19 protein-coding genes are annotated in these 15,866 nt (G+C 62.2%); 7 read left to right on the top strand and 12 right to left on the bottom strand.

All coding sequences use genetic code 11. The features are described 5' to 3' along the window. Window positions 1-32: 32 nt before the first annotated feature. Genes JHW44_RS04605 through JHW44_RS04615 form a run of 3 tightly spaced genes read left to right on the top strand, consistent with a single transcriptional unit; the run spans window position 33 to window position 1,231 of the window. On the top strand, window positions 33-407 hold the full coding sequence (locus tag JHW44_RS04605) for an NADH:ubiquinone oxidoreductase subunit NDUFA12 (protein ID WP_089343200.1): 375 nt from the start codon (window positions 33-35) through the stop codon (window positions 405-407). Then, complete coding sequence (gene mlaD, locus JHW44_RS04610; protein WP_089343199.1) at window positions 408-884, top strand: outer membrane lipid asymmetry maintenance protein MlaD; 477 nt, start codon at window positions 408-410, stop codon at window positions 882-884. Further along, on the top strand, window positions 881-1,231 hold the full coding sequence (locus JHW44_RS04615) for a DUF2155 domain-containing protein (protein WP_089343198.1): 351 nt from the start codon (window positions 881-883) through the stop codon (window positions 1,229-1,231). The genes mlaD and JHW44_RS04615 overlap by 4 nt, the downstream gene beginning before the upstream one ends. Here the strand turns inward: JHW44_RS04615 and aat are convergent. The 6 genes from aat to hisA form a co-directional block, all read right to left on the bottom strand. Then, the gene (gene aat / locus JHW44_RS04620; protein WP_089343197.1) at window positions 1,198-1,827 is read right to left on the bottom strand and encodes a leucyl/phenylalanyl-tRNA--protein transferase; all 630 of its coding nucleotides are present in this window, start codon (window positions 1,825-1,827) and stop codon (window positions 1,198-1,200) included. The genes JHW44_RS04615 and aat overlap by 34 nt on opposite strands. A gap of 10 nt (window positions 1,828-1,837) precedes the next feature. Further along, window positions 1,838-3,184 carry an acetyl-CoA carboxylase biotin carboxylase subunit gene (gene accC, locus JHW44_RS04625; protein ID WP_089343196.1) on the bottom strand — a complete coding sequence of 449 codons (1,347 nt, stop codon included), beginning with the start codon at window positions 3,182-3,184 and terminating at the stop codon, window positions 1,838-1,840. 7 nt (window positions 3,185-3,191) lie between these two features. After that, a complete protein-coding gene (gene accB / locus JHW44_RS04630) occupies window positions 3,192-3,713 on the bottom strand; it encodes an acetyl-CoA carboxylase biotin carboxyl carrier protein (RefSeq protein WP_089343195.1) in 522 nt (173 codons plus the stop codon). Window positions 3,714-3,896: 183 nt separating this feature from the next. Then, entirely contained in the window at window positions 3,897-4,211 is a 315-nt protein-coding gene (locus JHW44_RS04635) for a phosphoribosyl-ATP diphosphatase (RefSeq protein WP_089343194.1), read from the bottom strand. After that, the gene (hisF, locus tag JHW44_RS04640; RefSeq protein WP_089343193.1) at window positions 4,208-4,969 is read right to left on the bottom strand and encodes an imidazole glycerol phosphate synthase subunit HisF; all 762 of its coding nucleotides are present in this window, start codon (window positions 4,967-4,969) and stop codon (window positions 4,208-4,210) included. Before hisF ends, JHW44_RS04635 begins: the two co-directional genes overlap by 4 nt. A 137-nt stretch (window positions 4,970-5,106) precedes the next feature. Continuing rightward, window positions 5,107-5,823, bottom strand: a complete 717-nt coding sequence (hisA, locus tag JHW44_RS04645) for a 1-(5-phosphoribosyl)-5-[(5-phosphoribosylamino)methylideneamino]imidazole-4-carboxamide isomerase (RefSeq protein WP_089343192.1) — start codon at window positions 5,821-5,823, stop codon at window positions 5,107-5,109. Window positions 5,824-5,963: 140 nt separating this feature from the next. On the opposite strand from hisA, the gene JHW44_RS04650 reads away from it, so the two are divergent. Next, window positions 5,964-6,347: a DUF2147 domain-containing protein gene (locus JHW44_RS04650; protein WP_089343191.1), complete on the top strand. Its 384-nt coding sequence runs from the start codon at window positions 5,964-5,966 to the stop codon at window positions 6,345-6,347. Between the two features lie 43 nt (window positions 6,348-6,390). On the opposite strand, the gene JHW44_RS04655 is transcribed toward JHW44_RS04650, so the two are convergent. The 3 genes from JHW44_RS04655 to JHW44_RS04665 all read right to left on the bottom strand — a co-directional run bounded on the left by JHW44_RS04655 (window position 6,391) and on the right by JHW44_RS04665 (window position 9,851). After that, window positions 6,391-7,557, bottom strand: a complete 1,167-nt coding sequence (locus tag JHW44_RS04655) for an NAD-dependent epimerase/dehydratase family protein (RefSeq protein ID WP_089343190.1) — start codon at window positions 7,555-7,557, stop codon at window positions 6,391-6,393. Window positions 7,558-7,647: 90 nt separating this feature from the next. Further along, window positions 7,648-8,331: an ABC transporter ATP-binding protein gene (locus tag JHW44_RS04660; RefSeq protein WP_089343189.1), complete on the bottom strand. Its 684-nt coding sequence runs from the start codon at window positions 8,329-8,331 to the stop codon at window positions 7,648-7,650. After that, the gene (locus JHW44_RS04665; RefSeq protein WP_245846835.1) at window positions 8,328-9,851 is read right to left on the bottom strand and encodes a KpsE/RkpR family capsule polysaccharide export protein; all 1,524 of its coding nucleotides are present in this window, start codon (window positions 9,849-9,851) and stop codon (window positions 8,328-8,330) included. Before JHW44_RS04665 ends, JHW44_RS04660 begins: the two co-directional genes overlap by 4 nt. A gap of 189 nt (window positions 9,852-10,040) precedes the next feature. On the opposite strand from JHW44_RS04665, the gene JHW44_RS04670 reads away from it, so the two are divergent. Next, window positions 10,041-10,817, top strand: a complete 777-nt coding sequence (locus JHW44_RS04670) for an ABC transporter permease (protein ID WP_245846833.1) — start codon at window positions 10,041-10,043, stop codon at window positions 10,815-10,817. Window positions 10,818-10,844: 27 nt separating this feature from the next. On the opposite strand, the gene choV is transcribed toward JHW44_RS04670, so the two are convergent. The 3 genes from choV to choX all read right to left on the bottom strand — a co-directional run bounded on the left by choV (window position 10,845) and on the right by choX (window position 13,762). After that, entirely contained in the window at window positions 10,845-11,864 is a 1,020-nt protein-coding gene (gene choV / locus JHW44_RS04675) for a choline ABC transporter ATP-binding protein (RefSeq protein WP_089343188.1), read from the bottom strand. Then, on the bottom strand, window positions 11,861-12,709 hold the full coding sequence (gene choW, locus JHW44_RS04680) for a choline ABC transporter permease subunit (RefSeq protein WP_089343187.1): 849 nt from the start codon (window positions 12,707-12,709) through the stop codon (window positions 11,861-11,863). Before choW ends, choV begins: the two co-directional genes overlap by 4 nt. Before the next feature lie 105 nt (window positions 12,710-12,814). Next, on the bottom strand, window positions 12,815-13,762 hold the full coding sequence (gene choX, locus JHW44_RS04685; protein ID WP_089343186.1) for a choline ABC transporter substrate-binding protein: 948 nt from the start codon (window positions 13,760-13,762) through the stop codon (window positions 12,815-12,817). A gap of 87 nt (window positions 13,763-13,849) precedes the next feature. On the opposite strand from choX, the gene betI reads away from it, so the two are divergent. Next, on the top strand, window positions 13,850-14,416 hold the full coding sequence (betI, locus tag JHW44_RS04690; protein ID WP_089343185.1) for a choline-binding transcriptional repressor BetI: 567 nt from the start codon (window positions 13,850-13,852) through the stop codon (window positions 14,414-14,416). Window positions 14,417-14,418: 2 nt separating this feature from the next. Next, window positions 14,419-15,858 (top strand): betaine-aldehyde dehydrogenase, encoded by a 1,440-nt coding sequence (betB, locus tag JHW44_RS04695; RefSeq protein WP_179217643.1) that lies wholly within the window; start codon window positions 14,419-14,421, stop codon window positions 15,856-15,858. Window positions 15,859-15,866: the final 8 nt, after the last annotated feature.

Consider the following 15,866-nt stretch of genomic DNA (forward strand, 5'->3'; position numbering starts at 1 on the left):
TCGGACAAAGCTGAATGAAGAGGTTGGCGTTCATGTCGTTTCTGCTTCGCGCCCTGACCTGGTGGAACAGCCAGACAATCAACACGCAGTTCTGGACCTGGAGGAACGGCATCAAGGTCGGAGAGGATTCCGACGGGAATGTGTTCTACCAGAACAAGGACGGTTCGCGTCGCTGGGTGATCTATAAAGGTGAATCAGAGGCCAGCCGGGTCAGTCCCGAATGGCATGGCTGGTTGCACCATACCTGGAACGAGCCCCCGACCGAGGTTCCGCTGGCGCACAAGCCCTGGGAAGCGCCGCATGTGCCCAACATGACCGGGACCCCGGCGGCCTATCATCCCGATGGATCTCTGTATCGTGCCGAGCCTGTGGCGCGGCGTGATTATGATGCGTGGCAGCCGGAATAAATGTCTGTTGCTGCCGAGCATCGGGCAGAGCAACGCGCCGAGCTGATTGCCGGTGCCGCCGTTCTTGCCGTTGCCGGTGGCTTTCTGGCCTGGGCGGTAGGTGGTGATCCTTTCGCGGACAACGGCTACACTCTGACGGCTTCATTTCCCGATGTGGACGGCATCGAGGTCGGCACCGAGGTGCGTCTGGCCGGAGTGCCGCTGGGGCATGTCAGCGAAGTGCGCCTGAACCGCCAGACCTATATGGCCGATACGGTGCTGACATTGCCCGAAGATGTGGTGCTGCCTGCCGACAGCGCGGCGATCATTCAGTCCGATGGCCTGCTGGGCGGCGCCTATATCCAGATCCAGCCCGGGGGCAGCATGGTCAATCTGGCCCCCGGTGACGAGATCGAAGACGTGCAGGGTGCGGTCAGCCTGATTCAGCTGATGATGAAATTTGTCGACAGTCAGTCATCTGACAGGGGCATGGAATGATTCGTTCGCTTGCAGTTGCCTTGATCCTGGCCTTGCCGGCCGCCGCGCAGGATGTGGCACGCGCGCCGGGGGCCCTGCTGCGCGGCCTTGACAAGGTTTCGGGCCGCACCACCGACCTTCCGCTGAAGGTCGGCGAGGAGGCGCGCCTTGGCCGGCTGCAGGTCCGCCTGGGCGAATGCCGATATCCCGCGGGAAACCCCAGTTCGGATGCTTATGCGCAGCTGACGATCACCGATCTGTCCCAGAATGTGACCCTGTTCAGCGGCTGGATGATTGCCAGCTCGCCAGCCTTGTCGGCGCTGGACGATGCCCGCTATGATATCTGGGTGATTTCCTGCCAGAGCTGACGGTCGTCAGGCAGATCATGGGCTGTACAATCCGCGCGACGCGCCAATGCCGCCTTCAGCCTGCGATGATATTGTGTGCGGGTGATTTCGATCCCGCCCATCCGCGCCAGATGGGGCGTCAGGAACTGGGTGTCAAACAGCGTAAAGCCGCAGCGGGCGAGGTGACTGGAAATCCACAACAGCGCCATCTTGGACCCGTTGCGCCGCGCCGAAACCATCGATTCGCCAAAAAATGCCCCGCCAAGCGTGACACCAAAGATTCCGCCGGCAAATTCGCCATTCTGGCGAACATCCAGCGCATGGGCGTGACCCGCCTCATGCAGCTCGCGATACAGCCGTTTCAGGGGGGCGTTGATCCATGTCTCGTCGCGATTGGCGCAGGCCGCCACAGTGGCGTCGAAATCATCATCAAGTCGGGCAGACCAGCCGCCACGGCGCAATTCGCGCAGCAGCGACCGAGAGGCATGGACACCGCCGACGGGAAGAACCCCTCGCATCGGCGGGTCGAACCAGTAGAGCTGCGGATCCGCGGCGCTCTGAGCCATGGGAAAGACCCCACGCGCATAGCCAGACAGAAGTTGCGCAGCGGTCAGCATGGCGGGCGGCCTAGCTGAAGGTCTGATCGAGCCAGCGTTCCAGCCAATGGATCGAATAGTTCCCTGTCTGGATGTCCGGTTCGTCCAACAGCGCGCTGAACAGCGGGGCCGTGGTATCCACACCATCCACGATCAACTCGCCCAGGGCGCGTGACAGGCGCGCCAGCGCCTCTTCACGGTCGCGCCCATGCACGATCAGCTTGCCGATGAGGCTGTCGTAATAGGGCGGGATCGAATAACCCTGATACAGAGCCGAATCGATACGCACGCCCAGGCCGCCCGGCGCGTGATACTGGGTGATCTTTCCGGGGCAGGGGCTGAATGTCGGCACCTTCTCGGCATTGATCCGCACCTCGATGGCATGGCCGCGAATGGACAGATCCTCTTGCTGGAACTCCATCTCTTCGCCGGCGGCGACACGGATCTGCTGACGAACCAGATCGACACCGAAAATCGCTTCGGTCACCGGATGCTCGACCTGAAGACGGGTGTTCATTTCGATGAAATAGAACTCTCCATCCTCGAACAGGAATTCGATCGTGCCGGCCCCGGAGTAGCCGATCTTGGCCACGGCATCGGCACAGACCTTGCCGATATGGGCACGCTGCTCTGGCGTGATGACCGGGCCGGGAGCTTCCTCCAGAACCTTCTGGTGGCGGCGCTGCAGGGAACAGTCACGTTCGCCCAGATGCACCGCGCGGCCCTTGCCGTCGCCAAACACCTGGATCTCGATATGCCGGGGGCGCTGCAGGTATTTTTCCAGATAGACATCCGGGTTGCCGAAGGCGGCCTTGGCCTCGGCCCGCGCGGTTCTGAAGGCGCTTTCCAGCCCGTCCTCGTCAAGCGCGACCTTCATGCCGCGTCCGCCGCCGCCCGCAGTCGCCTTGATGATGACCGGATAGCCGATCTGCGCGGCGACCTGCTTGGCCGATTCGACATCATCGACGCCGCCGTCACTGCCGGGAACACAGGGAACGCCCAGGGCCTTCATCGTGTCCTTGGCGGTGATCTTGTCGCCCATGATGCGGATATGTTCGGCCGAGGGGCCGATGAAGGTGATGCCGTGATCTTCCAGCATCTGCACGAAGCCTGCATTTTCCGACAGGAAGCCATAGCCGGGGTGGATGGCTTGCGCACCGGTGATCTCGCAGGCCGAGATGATGGCGGGCATCGACAGATAGCTGCTGCCCGAGGGGGGCGGACCGATGCAGACCGATTCATCGGCCATCCGCACGTGCATCGCATCCGCGTCTGCCGTGGAATGGACCGCAACCGAGGCGATGCCCATTTCGCGACAGGCGCGAATCACGCGCAGTGCGATTTCGCCGCGATTGGCGATCAGGATCTTGTCGAACATACCTGCCTCACTCGACAATCATCAGCGGGGCGCCGAATTCGACCGGGGTGCCGTCATCGACCAGGATCCGCTTCACGGTGCCCGATTTCGGGGCCGGAATATGGTTCATGGTCTTCATGGCCTCGACGATCAGCAGGGTTTCACCTTCAGATACCGCCTGACCGACCTGAACAAAGGCTGCGGCACCGGGCTCGGGCGACAGATAGACCGTGCCGACCATGGGCGAGGTGACCGCGCCGGGCAGGCTGGCGGGATCTTCATGGGCGCTGGCCGCCGCAGCCGGGGCAGCCGGGGCAGGGGCGGCGGCGGGTGCCGGGGCGCTTGCCGGAGCGGCCGGGGCATAGGCCGGCTGCGTGACCGTGACCTGCTTGCCCTGTTTGGACAGGCTGACCGTCAGCCGGTCGTGCTCTCCATATTCACGTTTTACCGAAATGTCATTCAGCTCGCTTGCGTTCAACAACTCGGCCAGTGACTTGATGAAGGCCACGTCGCCTTCGTGGTGCTTGCCGTTATTGGATTCGTTGCTCATGCCGTCCTCTGCCGTGTTCTGATGCCGCGCTTGTCAAAGATGGTGCGGAAATTATGCCGCTTATAGCCTTGGAAGACCAACAAGGGGAAGGAATTTGCCCTAAACCATGAGAAACACATGGGCAAGAGCGTGTCTTTGCCCTCTTGCCTTGCTGCTTCCGATTGAGTGACGCGATCGTGATGTTCAGCCGCGCGCGGCTTTTTCGGCGATGCCGGAAACACCTTCGCGCCGTTCCAGTTCATCCGCGACGTCCTGCAGGGTGACGTCACGCGCCGCCAGCATGACCAGCAGGTGGAACATCACGTCCGCCGCCTCCGAGGTCAGCCGCGCGCGGTCGCCCTTGACGGCCTCGATGATCGCTTCGACCGCCTCCTCACCGAATTTTTCGGCACATTTTTCGGGGCCCTTGGCCAGCAGGCGGGCTGTCCAGCTGCCGTCGGGATCGGCGGTCTTGCGCGCCTCTATGGTCGCGGCCAGCCGCGTCAATGCCTGGGTCATGTCAGCCTCATGGGGATGCCTGCGCGGGCCATATGGGCCTTGGCTTCGGCGATCGTATAGGTGCCAAAATGGAAGATGGAGGCCGCCAGAACCGCGCTGGCATGGCCTTCGGTGACGCCTTCGACCAGATGGTCCAGCGTGCCCACCCCGCCCGAGGCAATGACCGGAATGCCGACCGCATCGGCTACGGCGCGGTTCAGGGGCAGGTTGAAGCCATTGCGGGTGCCGTCGCGATCCATGCTGGTCAGCAGGATTTCACCGGCGCCCCTGGCCTCGACCGTGCGGGCGAATTCGATCGCGTCAATGCCGGTGGGCTTGCGCCCGCCATGGGTGAAGATTTCCCATTTTCCGGGCGCGGTGGTCTTGGCGTCGATGGCGACCACGATGCACTGGCTGCCGAAACGGTCGGCTGCGGCGGCCACGACATCGGGATTGGCGACTGCCGCGGAATTGAAGCTGACCTTGTCGGCGCCCGCCAGCAGCAGCGCGCGCACATCTTCGTGACTGCGCACGCCTCCGCCCACGGTCAATGGCACGAAGCATTGTTCCGCCGTGCGCGTGACCAGATCGAACATGGTGCCACGGTTTTCATGGGTGGCATGGATGTCCAGGAAGCAGATTTCATCCGCTCCGGCTGCATCATAGGCGCGGGCGATCTCGACGGGGTCGCCGGCATCGACCAGATCGACGAAATTGACGCCTTTGACGACGCGGCCATCCGCGACATCAAGGCAGGGAATGATCCGGGTTTTCAACATGGCATGTTCCTAGCGCGGCTTGCGAGGTCTGGAAAGGGGGCAGCGCCCCCGACGATCTCCGGCCCTCTCGATGGGGGACGGGGATCGTTCTCTTTCCCGCTTTGCGGGGCGCGGGCAGGACGCCCCGCGTCATCCTGTCAGTTCAGCGACTTCAGCGCTTCGGAGAGGTCGATCGCCCCGTCATACAGCGCACGGCCCGAAATCGCCCCGGCAATGGCGCGGGTTGCGGCCAGCGCCCGCAGATCCTCCATCGAGGACACGCCGCCAGAGGCGACAACCGGAATGCTGACGGCGCGTGCCAACGCCTCGGTCGCGGCGATATTGGGGCCCTGCATGGCTCCGTCGCGGTCGATATCGGTATAGATGATCGCCGCGACACCGGCATCTTCGAAACGCCGCGCCAGATCGGTGGCATTCACATCGGTCTCGGTCGCCCAGCCGCGCGTTGCAACGCGTCCGCCACGAGCATCGATACCGACGGCGATACGGCCGGGGAATGCGGCGGCGGCCTCATGAACGAGGGCAGGGTTTTCCACCGCCACCGTGCCAAGGATCACCCGTGTCAGCCCGCGCTCCAGCCAGCTTTCGATGGTGGCGATGTCACGGATGCCACCGCCCAGCTGCGCGGGGATGTCGATGGCGGAAAGGATGGCCTCGACCGCCCCGGCGTTGACCGGCTTGCCCTCAAAGGCGCCGTTCAGATCCACCAGATGCAGCCATTGTGCGCCGGCATCCTGAAACGCACGGGCCTGTGCTGCGGGGTCGGTGCCAAAGACTGTCGCCGCCTCCATGTCGCCGCGCAGCAGCCTGACGCAGTTGCCATCCTTGAGGTCGATTGCCGGATAAAGGATCATGTTCAGTCTCTTGATCGTGGGGTTGTCTTTCCTTTGCCAGTTCGGGGCGCAAAGGGAAAGGGTGCGACCTCACGTCAGGCTTGCCACGGCGGCCCTTCGCGCAGCAGGCTGTTGCCAGAGCATCCTGAGGAGGAGGGATCATGAAACGACTTGTCATTGCCGCCGCGTTCCTGATCGGCGCGACGACAGCCAATGCCGACCCGATCGAGGGGCTCTGGCAGACGCAACCCGACGAGGGCGCCTTTGCCCATGTCGACATCGGTCCCTGCGGCAACGCCTATTGCGGCGTGATCACCCGGACCTTCAAAGGCAAGTCCGAGTATGAATCGCCCAATATCGGCCGTCAGATCGTCATCGACATGGTCCCCAACGGAGATGGCAGCTATCAGGGCAAGGTCCTGCGCCCTTCGAATGACAAGATCTACAGGGGCAAGGCCAGGGTTTCTGGCGACCGGATGCAGCTGTCGGGATGCGTGGCTGGCGGATTGATCTGCAAGAGCCAGACCTGGGCGAAAATCAGGTGATTGCAGGACCGGCCCGACTGCGGACCGGTCAAAGGCGTTCCGGTCAGGCGTGGCGACGCCATTGTGACGCGCAGGGGATCTTGTCACGGTTGCAGCGGTCGGCGAATTTGCGCGCGATTTCCTGCACCTCGGTCAGCAGACCGTCCTGCAGCTTGATGGGGTCCAGTCCCAGTCCCAGAAAGCGGTCATTGGCGACATGCAGTTCGTTTTCGTCGGCCTCGTTGCGGGGGTTTTCCTGATAGGCGATCCGGACGCCGGTCTGCCCGGCGATCATCTGCGCCAAGTCGCGGACGCGATGGGTTTCGGTCATCTGGTTCAGGATGTTCACCCGGTCCCCCGGTGCGGGCGGGTGCGTCACGGCCAGTTCGATGCAGCGGCAGGTGTCCTGGATGTGGATGAAGGCCCGCGTCTGTCCGCCCGTGCCATGCACGGTCAGCGGATAGTTCACCGCGGCCTGCATCAGAAAGCGGTTCAGCACCGTGCCATAATCGCCGTCATAGTCGAAGCGGTTGATCAGGCGGTCATCCATCCGGGTCTCCTCGGTCTGGGTGCCCCAGACGATGCCCTGATGCAGGTCGGTGATCCGCACGCCGTCATTCTTGTTGTAATAGAAGAAGAACAGCTGATCCTGCGTCTTGGTCATATGATAGATGCTGCCGGGATTGGCCGGATACAGGATTTCCTGCTGGCAGGGGCCGTTGGACGTGTCGACCGTGACCTGCAGATAGCCTTCGGGAATTTTCATGCCGGCGGTGCCATAGCCATAGACGCCCATGGTGCCCAGATGCACCAGATGGATGTCCTGGCCGCTTTCGACGATGGCCGCCAGAACGTCATTCGTGGCGTTGAGATTGTTGCTGACCGTATATCGCTTGTGCCAGCTGGATTTCATCGAATAGGGCGCGGCGCGCTGTTCGGCAAAATGGATCACGGCATCGGGCCGTTCCTGCTGAAGCAACGTCAGCAGCCGATGGTAATGCTGACCGATGGTGAAATTCTCGACGCGAATTTCGCGGCCGGTCAGTTCCCGCCAGGCGCGGATGCGTTCGCCAAGCGGGCGGATCGGGGTCAGGCTGTCGACCTCCAGTTCGACATCGATCTTCCTGCGCGACAGGTTGTCCACGATGATAACGTCATGGCCGCGCGCCGAAAGATGCAAGGCGGTGGGCCAACCGCAGAATCCGTCTCCGCCCAGAACGATGATCTTCATGTCGTTGCCTTCGTTACAAGTGCTGACGATCACTTGTAAAACGCGCGCAGGCTTTGCGCCAAGCCATGAAAATTTTGTGACATCAAGCTGTTACAATGCCTTGCGGTCCTGGACCTTGGCGCGGGCCATGTTTTCCGAATGGACTTCGATGGCGTCATTGATGTCGTGGAAATAGCTGAGCTTGCCGTTTTCCAGAACCGCTCCGGCTTCGCAGGTCTTGCGCAGCATGCTCATGGAATGCGACACGACCACCGCACCGGCATTGGCCATGCGGGCATTGAAGACGCGGTTGGATTTGGCCTTGAAAGAGGCATCCCCGACGGCGGACACTTCGTCCACCAGATAGGTGTCAAAGGGCACGGCCATCGACACGCCGAAGGCAAGGCGCGATTTCATCCCCGAGGAGTAGGTCCGCAGGGGCAGATAGAAATGCGCTCCAAGTTCGGCGAAATCCTCGACGAAATCGCGCATCTCGGTGCTGTCGACGCCATAGACACGGGCAATGAAGCGGGTGTTCTGTTCGCCGGTCAGCTCGGCATGGAATGATCCGGCGAAGCCGACCGGCCAGCTGATCGTTCCGGTGGACAGGATCTGCCCCGATGTCGGCAGCATCGCCCCCGAGATCATGCGCAGCAACGAGGACTTGCCCGCGCCATTGCGCCCCAGCAGGCCAACCGAGACGCCGGTCGGAAAAGTCGCCGTGATATTGTCGGCGATCCGTTTGCTGCGCCCGTCCAGCGTATAGATCTTGGTCAGATTCTGTAGTCGGATCATCGCCGGTCGCGAAGGCTGTAGAAGATCAGGACACCCAGAACCCAGATCAGGAACAGGAAGCCGCCGATGATCAGCATCAGCTTGGCGCGCTGTGGATATTCCGGCTCCTGGGCAAGGGTCGGTTTCACATAGGCGGCCAGATAGAGCGACTGGCGCGCGGCATCCGCCTTGGCCGTGTCATAGGACGCCAGGGCGGCGGTATAGCTGCGTTCGGCAAATTCGCGGTCGACTGACAGGGTTTCATATTGCCCGACCAGTTCCGACAGCAGTTCTCCGCTAGATGATTCCGAGCCGAATTTCTGACGTTCCGCACGGATCTGTTCGCGGATCACCGAGATGCGCAGCTGGGTCTGTTCGATGCGGGGATCGTTTGGCTGGGCATTGGCCTGCAACAGCCCCAGGCTGACCAGTTGTTCGGCAAGCTGTTGCTGCAGCGAAGAGACGACGCCGATCTGGCCCTGCACGTCGGCCGAGGGATCGACCAACTGGTGACGGTTGCGGAACTCGGTGACCGCCTGCCGGGCGGATTTCAACCGTTCCAGCGCGGAATCCAGCTCGTCGCGGGCATAGCGCAGGGCGTCTTCACGGGCGATGTCGTTCAATTCGTTGATGACCTGGGTGCTTTCATCCAGAATCGCCTGGGCGATGGCCTGGGCATCATGGGGATCAAAGGCCTGAACACGCAGGTCGATCATGCCATTGTCGTAATAGACTTTGACCTTGCGTTCCCATTCGGCCAGCAAATCCTCCAGCGTGTCATTCCCGCGGAAGCGAAAGATCGGATCGCCGGGAGCCTTGGACCAGATGTCGCGCAGCCCCAGCCGACGGTCGACGCGATCGACCAGATCGCGGCTCTGGATGAACTTGTACAGGATGTCGGTATCGCTGCTGGAGCTGTTGGTCATGCCGACGATGGATGTGGTCAGCCCGCCCAGAATGTCCGAGGTTCCCGGCCCGGCTTCGCTGCGCACGGCAAAGCCCATGAACGAGGCATATTGGTCGGCCGCGCGGGCATACAGGTACCATCCGCTGACCGCGATGGGCAGGATCACCATCAGGAACAGGCTGAGCAGGATTCCGAAATGGCGTTTCTCCAGTCGCGCCGGACGTGCCGGAGGAAGGACGGCCGGCTGCGGCTGCGCCAGGCGTTCGGCGGCGCGCTTGGCCTGTTTGGCAAGGACTTTCTTGCGACGTTCCTCCGGGGAAACGCGGCCCTTGCGGGCGCCCTTGCCACGGCCCTGACCGCGACGCTTGCCGCCCTTGCCGCCGCCGTTCCCACCATCATCCTCGCCCTTGACGCCATCCGCCGCGATATCGGCGGGCTGTTCGGGATCGGCTGGTTGCTCGGGTGCGGGGCGCGGGGCCTCGGCAACAGGTTCCGTTCCGGACGGCGTTGCCGCCACGGAAGATGCGATCGACCGGCGTTTCAGGAAGCCCGGACGATCCAGAGCAACCGTATCCTGTGGATCGGCGGCGGTTTCGGGCGCATTCAAGCCAGCTAAGGGGTCTTTGGCGGACATGCGCGTAAACTCCGGCCTGTCAGTTGATCTGTCGCTGCTTCTCATACATAAAGCCCTCCGACAGTTCCAGCGTCCATTCCTGACAGGATTGTGACAGAAAAGGGCGGCAACGCAGCCAAGATGTCCCAGATTACATTTCCATCGCTTAGTCGTTCAGCCCGCAATCAGGGGGAGCCGCGACTGAGACCGGTGCACAAGCAGCGCAGATTTGCCAGCCTTCGGTCCATCGGGGCGCTTGTGCTGCGCGAAATGGCGACAAGCTATGGCCGCTCTCCGGGGGGGTATTTCTGGGCGGTGGCCGAGCCGGTCGGCGGAATCGTCCTGCTGACCCTGATCTTTTCGCTGGGATTCCGCACGCCATCCCTGGGGACGAATTTCGCGATCTTCTATGCGACCGGCATTCTGCCCTTCCTGGCATTCAACAGCATCGCCAACCGGGTCGCGAATTCGATCAAGCAGTCCAAGGCATTGCTGGCCTATCCGGCGGTGACCTTCATGGATGCGATCCTGGCCAAGGCGATCTTCAATATCGTCACCCAACTGCTGGTGGCCTATATCATTTTTACCTTCATCATCTTTACGCAGGATACCAGAACGGATCCGCAGATCCTTGGCATCGCCTTTGCCTTTCTGATGAGCTTCACTCTCGCCATCGGGGTCGGCTGCCTGAACTGCTTCCTGTTCAATGCCTTTCCGTGGTGGCAACAGGTCTGGTCGATCATCACCCGGCCGCTGTTCCTGATGTCATGTATCTTTTTCGTCTTTGACGACCTGCCGAATGTCGTCAAACCCTATCTGTGGTTCAATCCGCTGATCCATGTTGTCGGGCAGATGCGGCGGTCCTTCTATCCGTCGTATCACGGCGATTACGTCTCGCCGCTCTATGTCTTTGCCGTCGCGCTGATCCCGATGGTGATCGGGATCGCCCTGCTGCAACGATATCACCGCGACCTGCTGAACAGCTGATGTCCAGACTGGCCGCGGTGCAGGTCTTCAGCCGCGAGGATCGATCAGCCGTGCCAGCACGGCATCGCGGGTGATGCGCCCGCCACCCTCGACGGGCAGGGCGCGCTGATCGGCCAGCAGGCCCATCACGTCGCGCACCGGCATGTCGGCGGGAACCGGAGTGCCCTCGGCCTCGCCCGGCTGGGCGACATCGGCGGCGGTCAGAACGCCAAGCGGGTTCATATGCGCAACGAAATCCGCGACGTAGTCATTGACGGGATTGGCGATGATTTCGCGCGCGGTGCCGATCTGGACAATGCGCCCGCCCTCCATCAGGGCGATGCGGTTGCCCAGCTTGAAGGCTTCATCAAGGTCGTGGCTGACAAAGATGATCGTGCGCCGGGTCTTGGCCTGCAGTTCCAGAAGCTCGTCCTGAAGCCGTGCCCGGATCAGCGGGTCCAGCGCGCTGAAGGGTTCATCCATCAGCAGGATCGGGGCTTCGGTGGCAAAGGCGCGCGCCAGCCCGACACGTTGCTGCATGCCGCCGGACAGATCGCCGACCTTGCGCTCGGCCCATTCGTCAAGGCCAACGGTCTCCAGCTGTTGATCCACCTGTTTGTTGCGCTCGCGCAGCGGCATCCCGGCCAGTTCCAGGCCCAGTCCGACGTTCTCGCGCACGGTTCGCCAGGGCAGCAGGCCGAACTGCTGGAAGACCATGGCGACATGGCTCAGCCGGATGTCGCGCAGCGATTTCTTGTCCGCGCCGGTGACCGAGATCATCTTCTCGCCGTTCCAGATCCGGACCTCACCGCGGCAGACATGGTTCAATGCATTGACCGAACGCAACAGCGTGGATTTGCCCGATCCCGACAGGCCCATCAGCACCAGGATCTCGCCCTGTTTCACATCGACGCTGCAATCATGGACGCCCAGAACCTGTCCGGTCTCATCCTTGATCTGGCCGCGCTCAAGCCCCTGGTCCATCAGCGGCAGGGCGATATCGGGGGCATCGCCGAAGACGATGCTGACATTGTCGAATTCAACGGCATTCGGGGTGGTGTCGCTCATTTCGGGCCTTCCATGCGCAGCATACGGTCAAGCAGGATGGCCACGACGACAATGACGAAGCCGGATTCAAAGCCAAGCGCGGTGTTCACGCTGTTCAGGGCGCGCACGACCGGCACGCCAAGCCCCGAGGCGCCAACCAGCGCGGCAATCACCACCATCGACAGCGACAGCATGATGGTCTGGTTCAGCCCGGCCATGATCTGGGGCAGGGCACTGGGCAGTTCGACCTTCCACAGCAATTGGCGGGGTGTTGCGCCAAAGGCACGGGCGGCCTCGATCAGCGGTTGCGGGGTCGAGGCCACGCCAAGCTGGGTCAGCCGGATGGGGGCGGGCAGGACGAAGATCACCGTCGCCAGCAGGCCCGGCACCATGCCGATGCCGAAGAAGACGATGGCGGGGATCAGATAGACAAAGGTTGGCAGGGTCTGCATCAGGTCCAGCACCGGGCGCATCCAGGCATAGAGCCGGGGCCGGTGGGCGGCAGCGATGCCGATGGGCACACCGACGGCCATGCAGACGATGCAGGCGGCCAGGACCAGTGTCAGAGATTGCAGGGTTTCTTCCCAATAGCCCTGGTTCAGGATGAAAAGCAGTCCCAGCACCATCAGCAGGCAGGGCTGCCAGCGCCGTTGCAGCACCCATGTCAGGGCGGCAGCCAGCGCGATGAAGATGAAGGGGTGGGGAAATTCCAGTGCCGAAAGGATCTGCGCGATAAGCCAGTCCATGGCGGTCGAGATGCTGTTGAAAATCACCGCAGCATTTGCATTCAGCCAATCGAACAGCCCTTTGGCTGTCTTGCCGACAGGGATCTTGTTGTCGGTCACGATTGAGGTCAGCTGTTCCATGCGTCATTCCCTGTATGTGACGGTCACGCATGTTTTGCTGAAGCTGCGTGACATTGCCGGTTACGACGGGGCGCCCTCTGGCCGATCGGGCCAGAGGGCCGATTCTCAGCCGTTCAGCGCGTCGTTCAACGCGGCGATGGCATCATTTCCGTCAACGGTCGTCACACCCTCGAGCCAGGGCGTCGCAGCATCGGGGTTTTCCATCAGCCAGGCCTTGGCGGCATCCATGGGATCCTCGCCGTCATTGAGGATCTTGGCCATGACCTCGTTCTCCATTGCCAGGGTGAACTCCAGGTTCTTCAGGAAGGTGCCGACATTGCTGCACTCATCGACATAGCCGGTGCGGGTGTTGGTGCGCACTTCGGCGCCGCCCAGATTGGGGCCGAACACCTCGTCGCCGCCGGTCAGATAGGTCATCTCGAACTGGGCATTCATCGGATGGGGTTCCCAGCCCAGGAAGATGACCGGCTTCTTGTCACCAGCCCGCGCGACCTGCGCCAGCATGCCCTGTTCGCTGGATTCGATGACCTCAAAGGTGCCAAGGCCGAACTTGTCCTCGGCGACCATTTCCAGCAACAGGCGGTTGCCGTCATTGCCCGGCTCGATGCCGAAGATCTTGCCGTCCAGTTCGTCCTTGTGCTCGGCGATCTTCGAGAAATCGTCGATACCCAGATCGGCACCGGCCTTGTTGGTGGCCAGCGTGTATTTCGCGCCGGTCAGATTGGTGCGCACGGTGTCGACGGTGCCGGCCTCGGCATAGGGGGCGATATCGGCCTGCATGGTCGGCATCCAGTTGCCCAGGAAGATGTCGACATCATCGGTCGACATGGCCGTATAGGTGACCGGAACCGAAAGGATCTTGGTTTCCGTGTCATATCCAAGCGCCTGCAGCACGGTCGAGGCCAGCGCCGTGGTGGCGGTGATGTCGGTCCAGCCCACATCCGAAAAGACCACATTTCGGCATTCTTCCGGTTCTGCGGCAAAGGCTGCAGAGGCGGTGCCGGTCAGTGCAGTCGTAAGTGCAAGCGCGGAGGCGATGCGAGAAAGGATCATGGTGGACTCCCTGTTATTGATTGACCAGTCAATTAAAGGTCGGCTACAGTCAAAAAGCAACCAAAAACTCGGACAGCAGGTGTGCGGATGTCGAAACATGGGGTCGAACCTATCCGAAAAGCGGCGTTAATCAACGCAACGATCAGCGAGGTCGGGCGTGCTGGTTCTTTGGATGTGACCGTGGCACAGATCGCGCGGGCGGCCGGCATGTCGCCGGCACTGGCGCATCATTATTTCGGCTCGAAAGAGCAGATTTTCCTTTCGGCCATGCGTCATATCCTGACGGTCTACGGGCGCTCGATCCGCGATGGCCTGCCTGCCGGTGACGCCCGGGAACGGCTGAATGCCATCGTGCGGATCAATTTCGCGCCCAGCAATTTCCAGCGCGAGATCATCAGCGCATGGATCAATTTCTATGCGCTGGCGCTGATCAACAAGCAGGCCGCGCGGCTGCTGCGAATCTATCATCGCCGGTTGCGGTCGAATCTGATTTCGAACCTGCGTCCCCTGACCGATCACCCGATTCGCACCGCCGAGACCCTGGGTGCACTGATAGACGGGCTTTATCTGCGCGCCGTTCTGACACCGGGCCCTGTCGATGCCGACAAGGCCCTGAGCACAATCATGGATTATATCGAGGAGGCGCTCGCATGAGCCTGAACGCCCAACCCGCCGCCAGCCTGTTCATCAACGGTCGCCCGGTCGAAGGCGAAGGGGACGCGCTTTCCGTGCGCTATCCCTATACGGGTGAGGAAATCGCCCTTCTGCATGAAGCCAGCCTTGATCAGGTGGCCCAGGCCTGTCAGGCAGCTGCGGACGCCCAGCCTGCTTGGGCGGCCATGTCCCCGGTCGAGCGCGGCCGGGTGTTGACGCGCGCGGCCGCGATCATTCGCGAACGCAACGACGAACTGTCGCGTCTCGAGACGCTGGATACCGGCAAGCCGATTCAGGAAACGCTGGTGGCCGATTGGGAATCGGGTGCGCAGGCGCTGGAGTTCTTTGGTGGTCTTTCGGCCTCGATTACCGGGCAGATGATCCCGCTGGGGCAGGACTGGGCCTATACCCGCCGCGAACCCCTGGGCGTTTGTGCCGGAATCGGCGCGTGGAACTATCCCAGCCAGATCGCCTGCTGGAAGGCCGCGCCGGCGCTGGTCATGGGCAATGCGATGGTCTTCAAGCCTTCGGAGGAAACGCCGCTTGGCGCGCTGAAGCTGGCCGAGATCCTGATCGAAGCCGGGCTGCCCGCCGGGGTGTTCAACGTGGTGCAGGGCAGGGGGCAGGTCGGGGCCGCGCTGACCACGGATGCCAATGTCGACAAGGTTTCGCTGACCGGCTCTGTTCCCACGGGACGACGGGTCTATGCCGCCGCTGCCGAGGGCATGCGTCATGTCACAATGGAGCTTGGGGGCAAATCACCCCTGATCGTCTTTGACGATGCCAATCTGGAAAATGCCGTCAGCGCGGCGATTCTGGCGAATTTCTATTCCTCGGGGCAGATCTGCTCGAACGGTACGCGGGTCTTTCTGCAGGAAGGCATCCGCGAGGCCTTTCTGAACCGTCTGGCCGAACGGGTCCGCAATGTCCGCGCGGGTGATCCGCTGGACCCGGAAACCCAGCACGGCCCGATCGTCAACGCTGCGCAGGCCGACAAGATCCGTGCGGCGATCGAGGCGGGGGAACAGGCCGGTGCGCGTCTGGTCTGCGGTGGTCCGGGCGAGGGCGCCTTTGTCCCGCCGACCGTCTTTGCCGATGCGACGGATGACATGCTCATTGCACGGGACGAGATCTTCGGGCCGGTGATGACGACGCTTGAGTTCTATGACGAAGACGAGGTCGTCCGCCGCGCCAATGGCACCGGATTCGGCCTGGCGGCGGGGGTCTTCACGCAGGATCTGACCCGCGCGCATCGCGTCATCTCGCGGCTTGAAGCGGGCACCTGCTGGATCAACGCCTATAATCTGACGCCGGTCGAGATGCCCTTTGGCGGCGTCAAGCTGTCGGGGCTGGGCCGCGAGAATTCTGCCGCCGCTATCGAACATTATTCACAACTGAAGTCGGTTTATGTCGGCATGGGCGACGTCGAGGCCCCCTACTGATCCGATTC

It is taken from the genome of Paracoccus seriniphilus (genome assembly GCF_028553745.1).
GTDB classification, from domain to species: Bacteria; Pseudomonadota; Alphaproteobacteria; order Rhodobacterales; family Rhodobacteraceae; genus Paracoccus; species Paracoccus seriniphilus.

What these genes read in the sequence shown, in the direction of transcription:
- JHW44_RS04605 (WP_089343200.1), top strand. Translation starts at nt 33, where the DNA reads ATGTCGTTTCTGCTTCGCGCCCTGACCTGGTGGAACAGCCAGACAATC.
- mlaD (WP_089343199.1), top strand. Translation starts at nt 408, where the DNA reads ATGTCTGTTGCTGCCGAGCATCGGGCAGAGCAACGCGCCGAGCTGATT.
- JHW44_RS04615 (WP_089343198.1), top strand. Translation starts at nt 881, where the DNA reads ATGATTCGTTCGCTTGCAGTTGCCTTGATCCTGGCCTTGCCGGCCGCC.
- aat (WP_089343197.1), bottom strand. Translation starts at nt 1,827, where the DNA reads ATGCTGACCGCTGCGCAACTTCTGTCTGGCTATGCGCGTGGGGTCTTT.
- accC (WP_089343196.1), bottom strand. Translation starts at nt 3,184, where the DNA reads ATGTTCGACAAGATCCTGATCGCCAATCGCGGCGAAATCGCACTGCGC.
- accB (WP_089343195.1), bottom strand. Translation starts at nt 3,713, where the DNA reads ATGAGCAACGAATCCAATAACGGCAAGCACCACGAAGGCGACGTGGCC.
- JHW44_RS04635 (WP_089343194.1), bottom strand. Translation starts at nt 4,211, where the DNA reads ATGACCCAGGCATTGACGCGGCTGGCCGCGACCATAGAGGCGCGCAAG.
- hisF (WP_089343193.1), bottom strand. Translation starts at nt 4,969, where the DNA reads ATGTTGAAAACCCGGATCATTCCCTGCCTTGATGTCGCGGATGGCCGC.
- hisA (WP_089343192.1), bottom strand. Translation starts at nt 5,823, where the DNA reads ATGATCCTTTATCCGGCAATCGACCTCAAGGATGGCAACTGCGTCAGG.
- JHW44_RS04650 (WP_089343191.1), top strand. Translation starts at nt 5,964, where the DNA reads ATGAAACGACTTGTCATTGCCGCCGCGTTCCTGATCGGCGCGACGACA.
- JHW44_RS04655 (WP_089343190.1), bottom strand. Translation starts at nt 7,557, where the DNA reads ATGAAGATCATCGTTCTGGGCGGAGACGGATTCTGCGGTTGGCCCACC.
- JHW44_RS04660 (WP_089343189.1), bottom strand. Translation starts at nt 8,331, where the DNA reads ATGATCCGACTACAGAATCTGACCAAGATCTATACGCTGGACGGGCGC.
- JHW44_RS04665 (WP_245846835.1), bottom strand. Translation starts at nt 9,851, where the DNA reads ATGTCCGCCAAAGACCCCTTAGCTGGCTTGAATGCGCCCGAAACCGCC.
- choV (WP_089343188.1), bottom strand. Translation starts at nt 11,864, where the DNA reads ATGAGCGACACCACCCCGAATGCCGTTGAATTCGACAATGTCAGCATC.
- choW (WP_089343187.1), bottom strand. Translation starts at nt 12,709, where the DNA reads ATGGAACAGCTGACCTCAATCGTGACCGACAACAAGATCCCTGTCGGC.
- choX (WP_089343186.1), bottom strand. Translation starts at nt 13,762, where the DNA reads ATGATCCTTTCTCGCATCGCCTCCGCGCTTGCACTTACGACTGCACTG.
- betI (WP_089343185.1), top strand. Translation starts at nt 13,850, where the DNA reads ATGTCGAAACATGGGGTCGAACCTATCCGAAAAGCGGCGTTAATCAAC.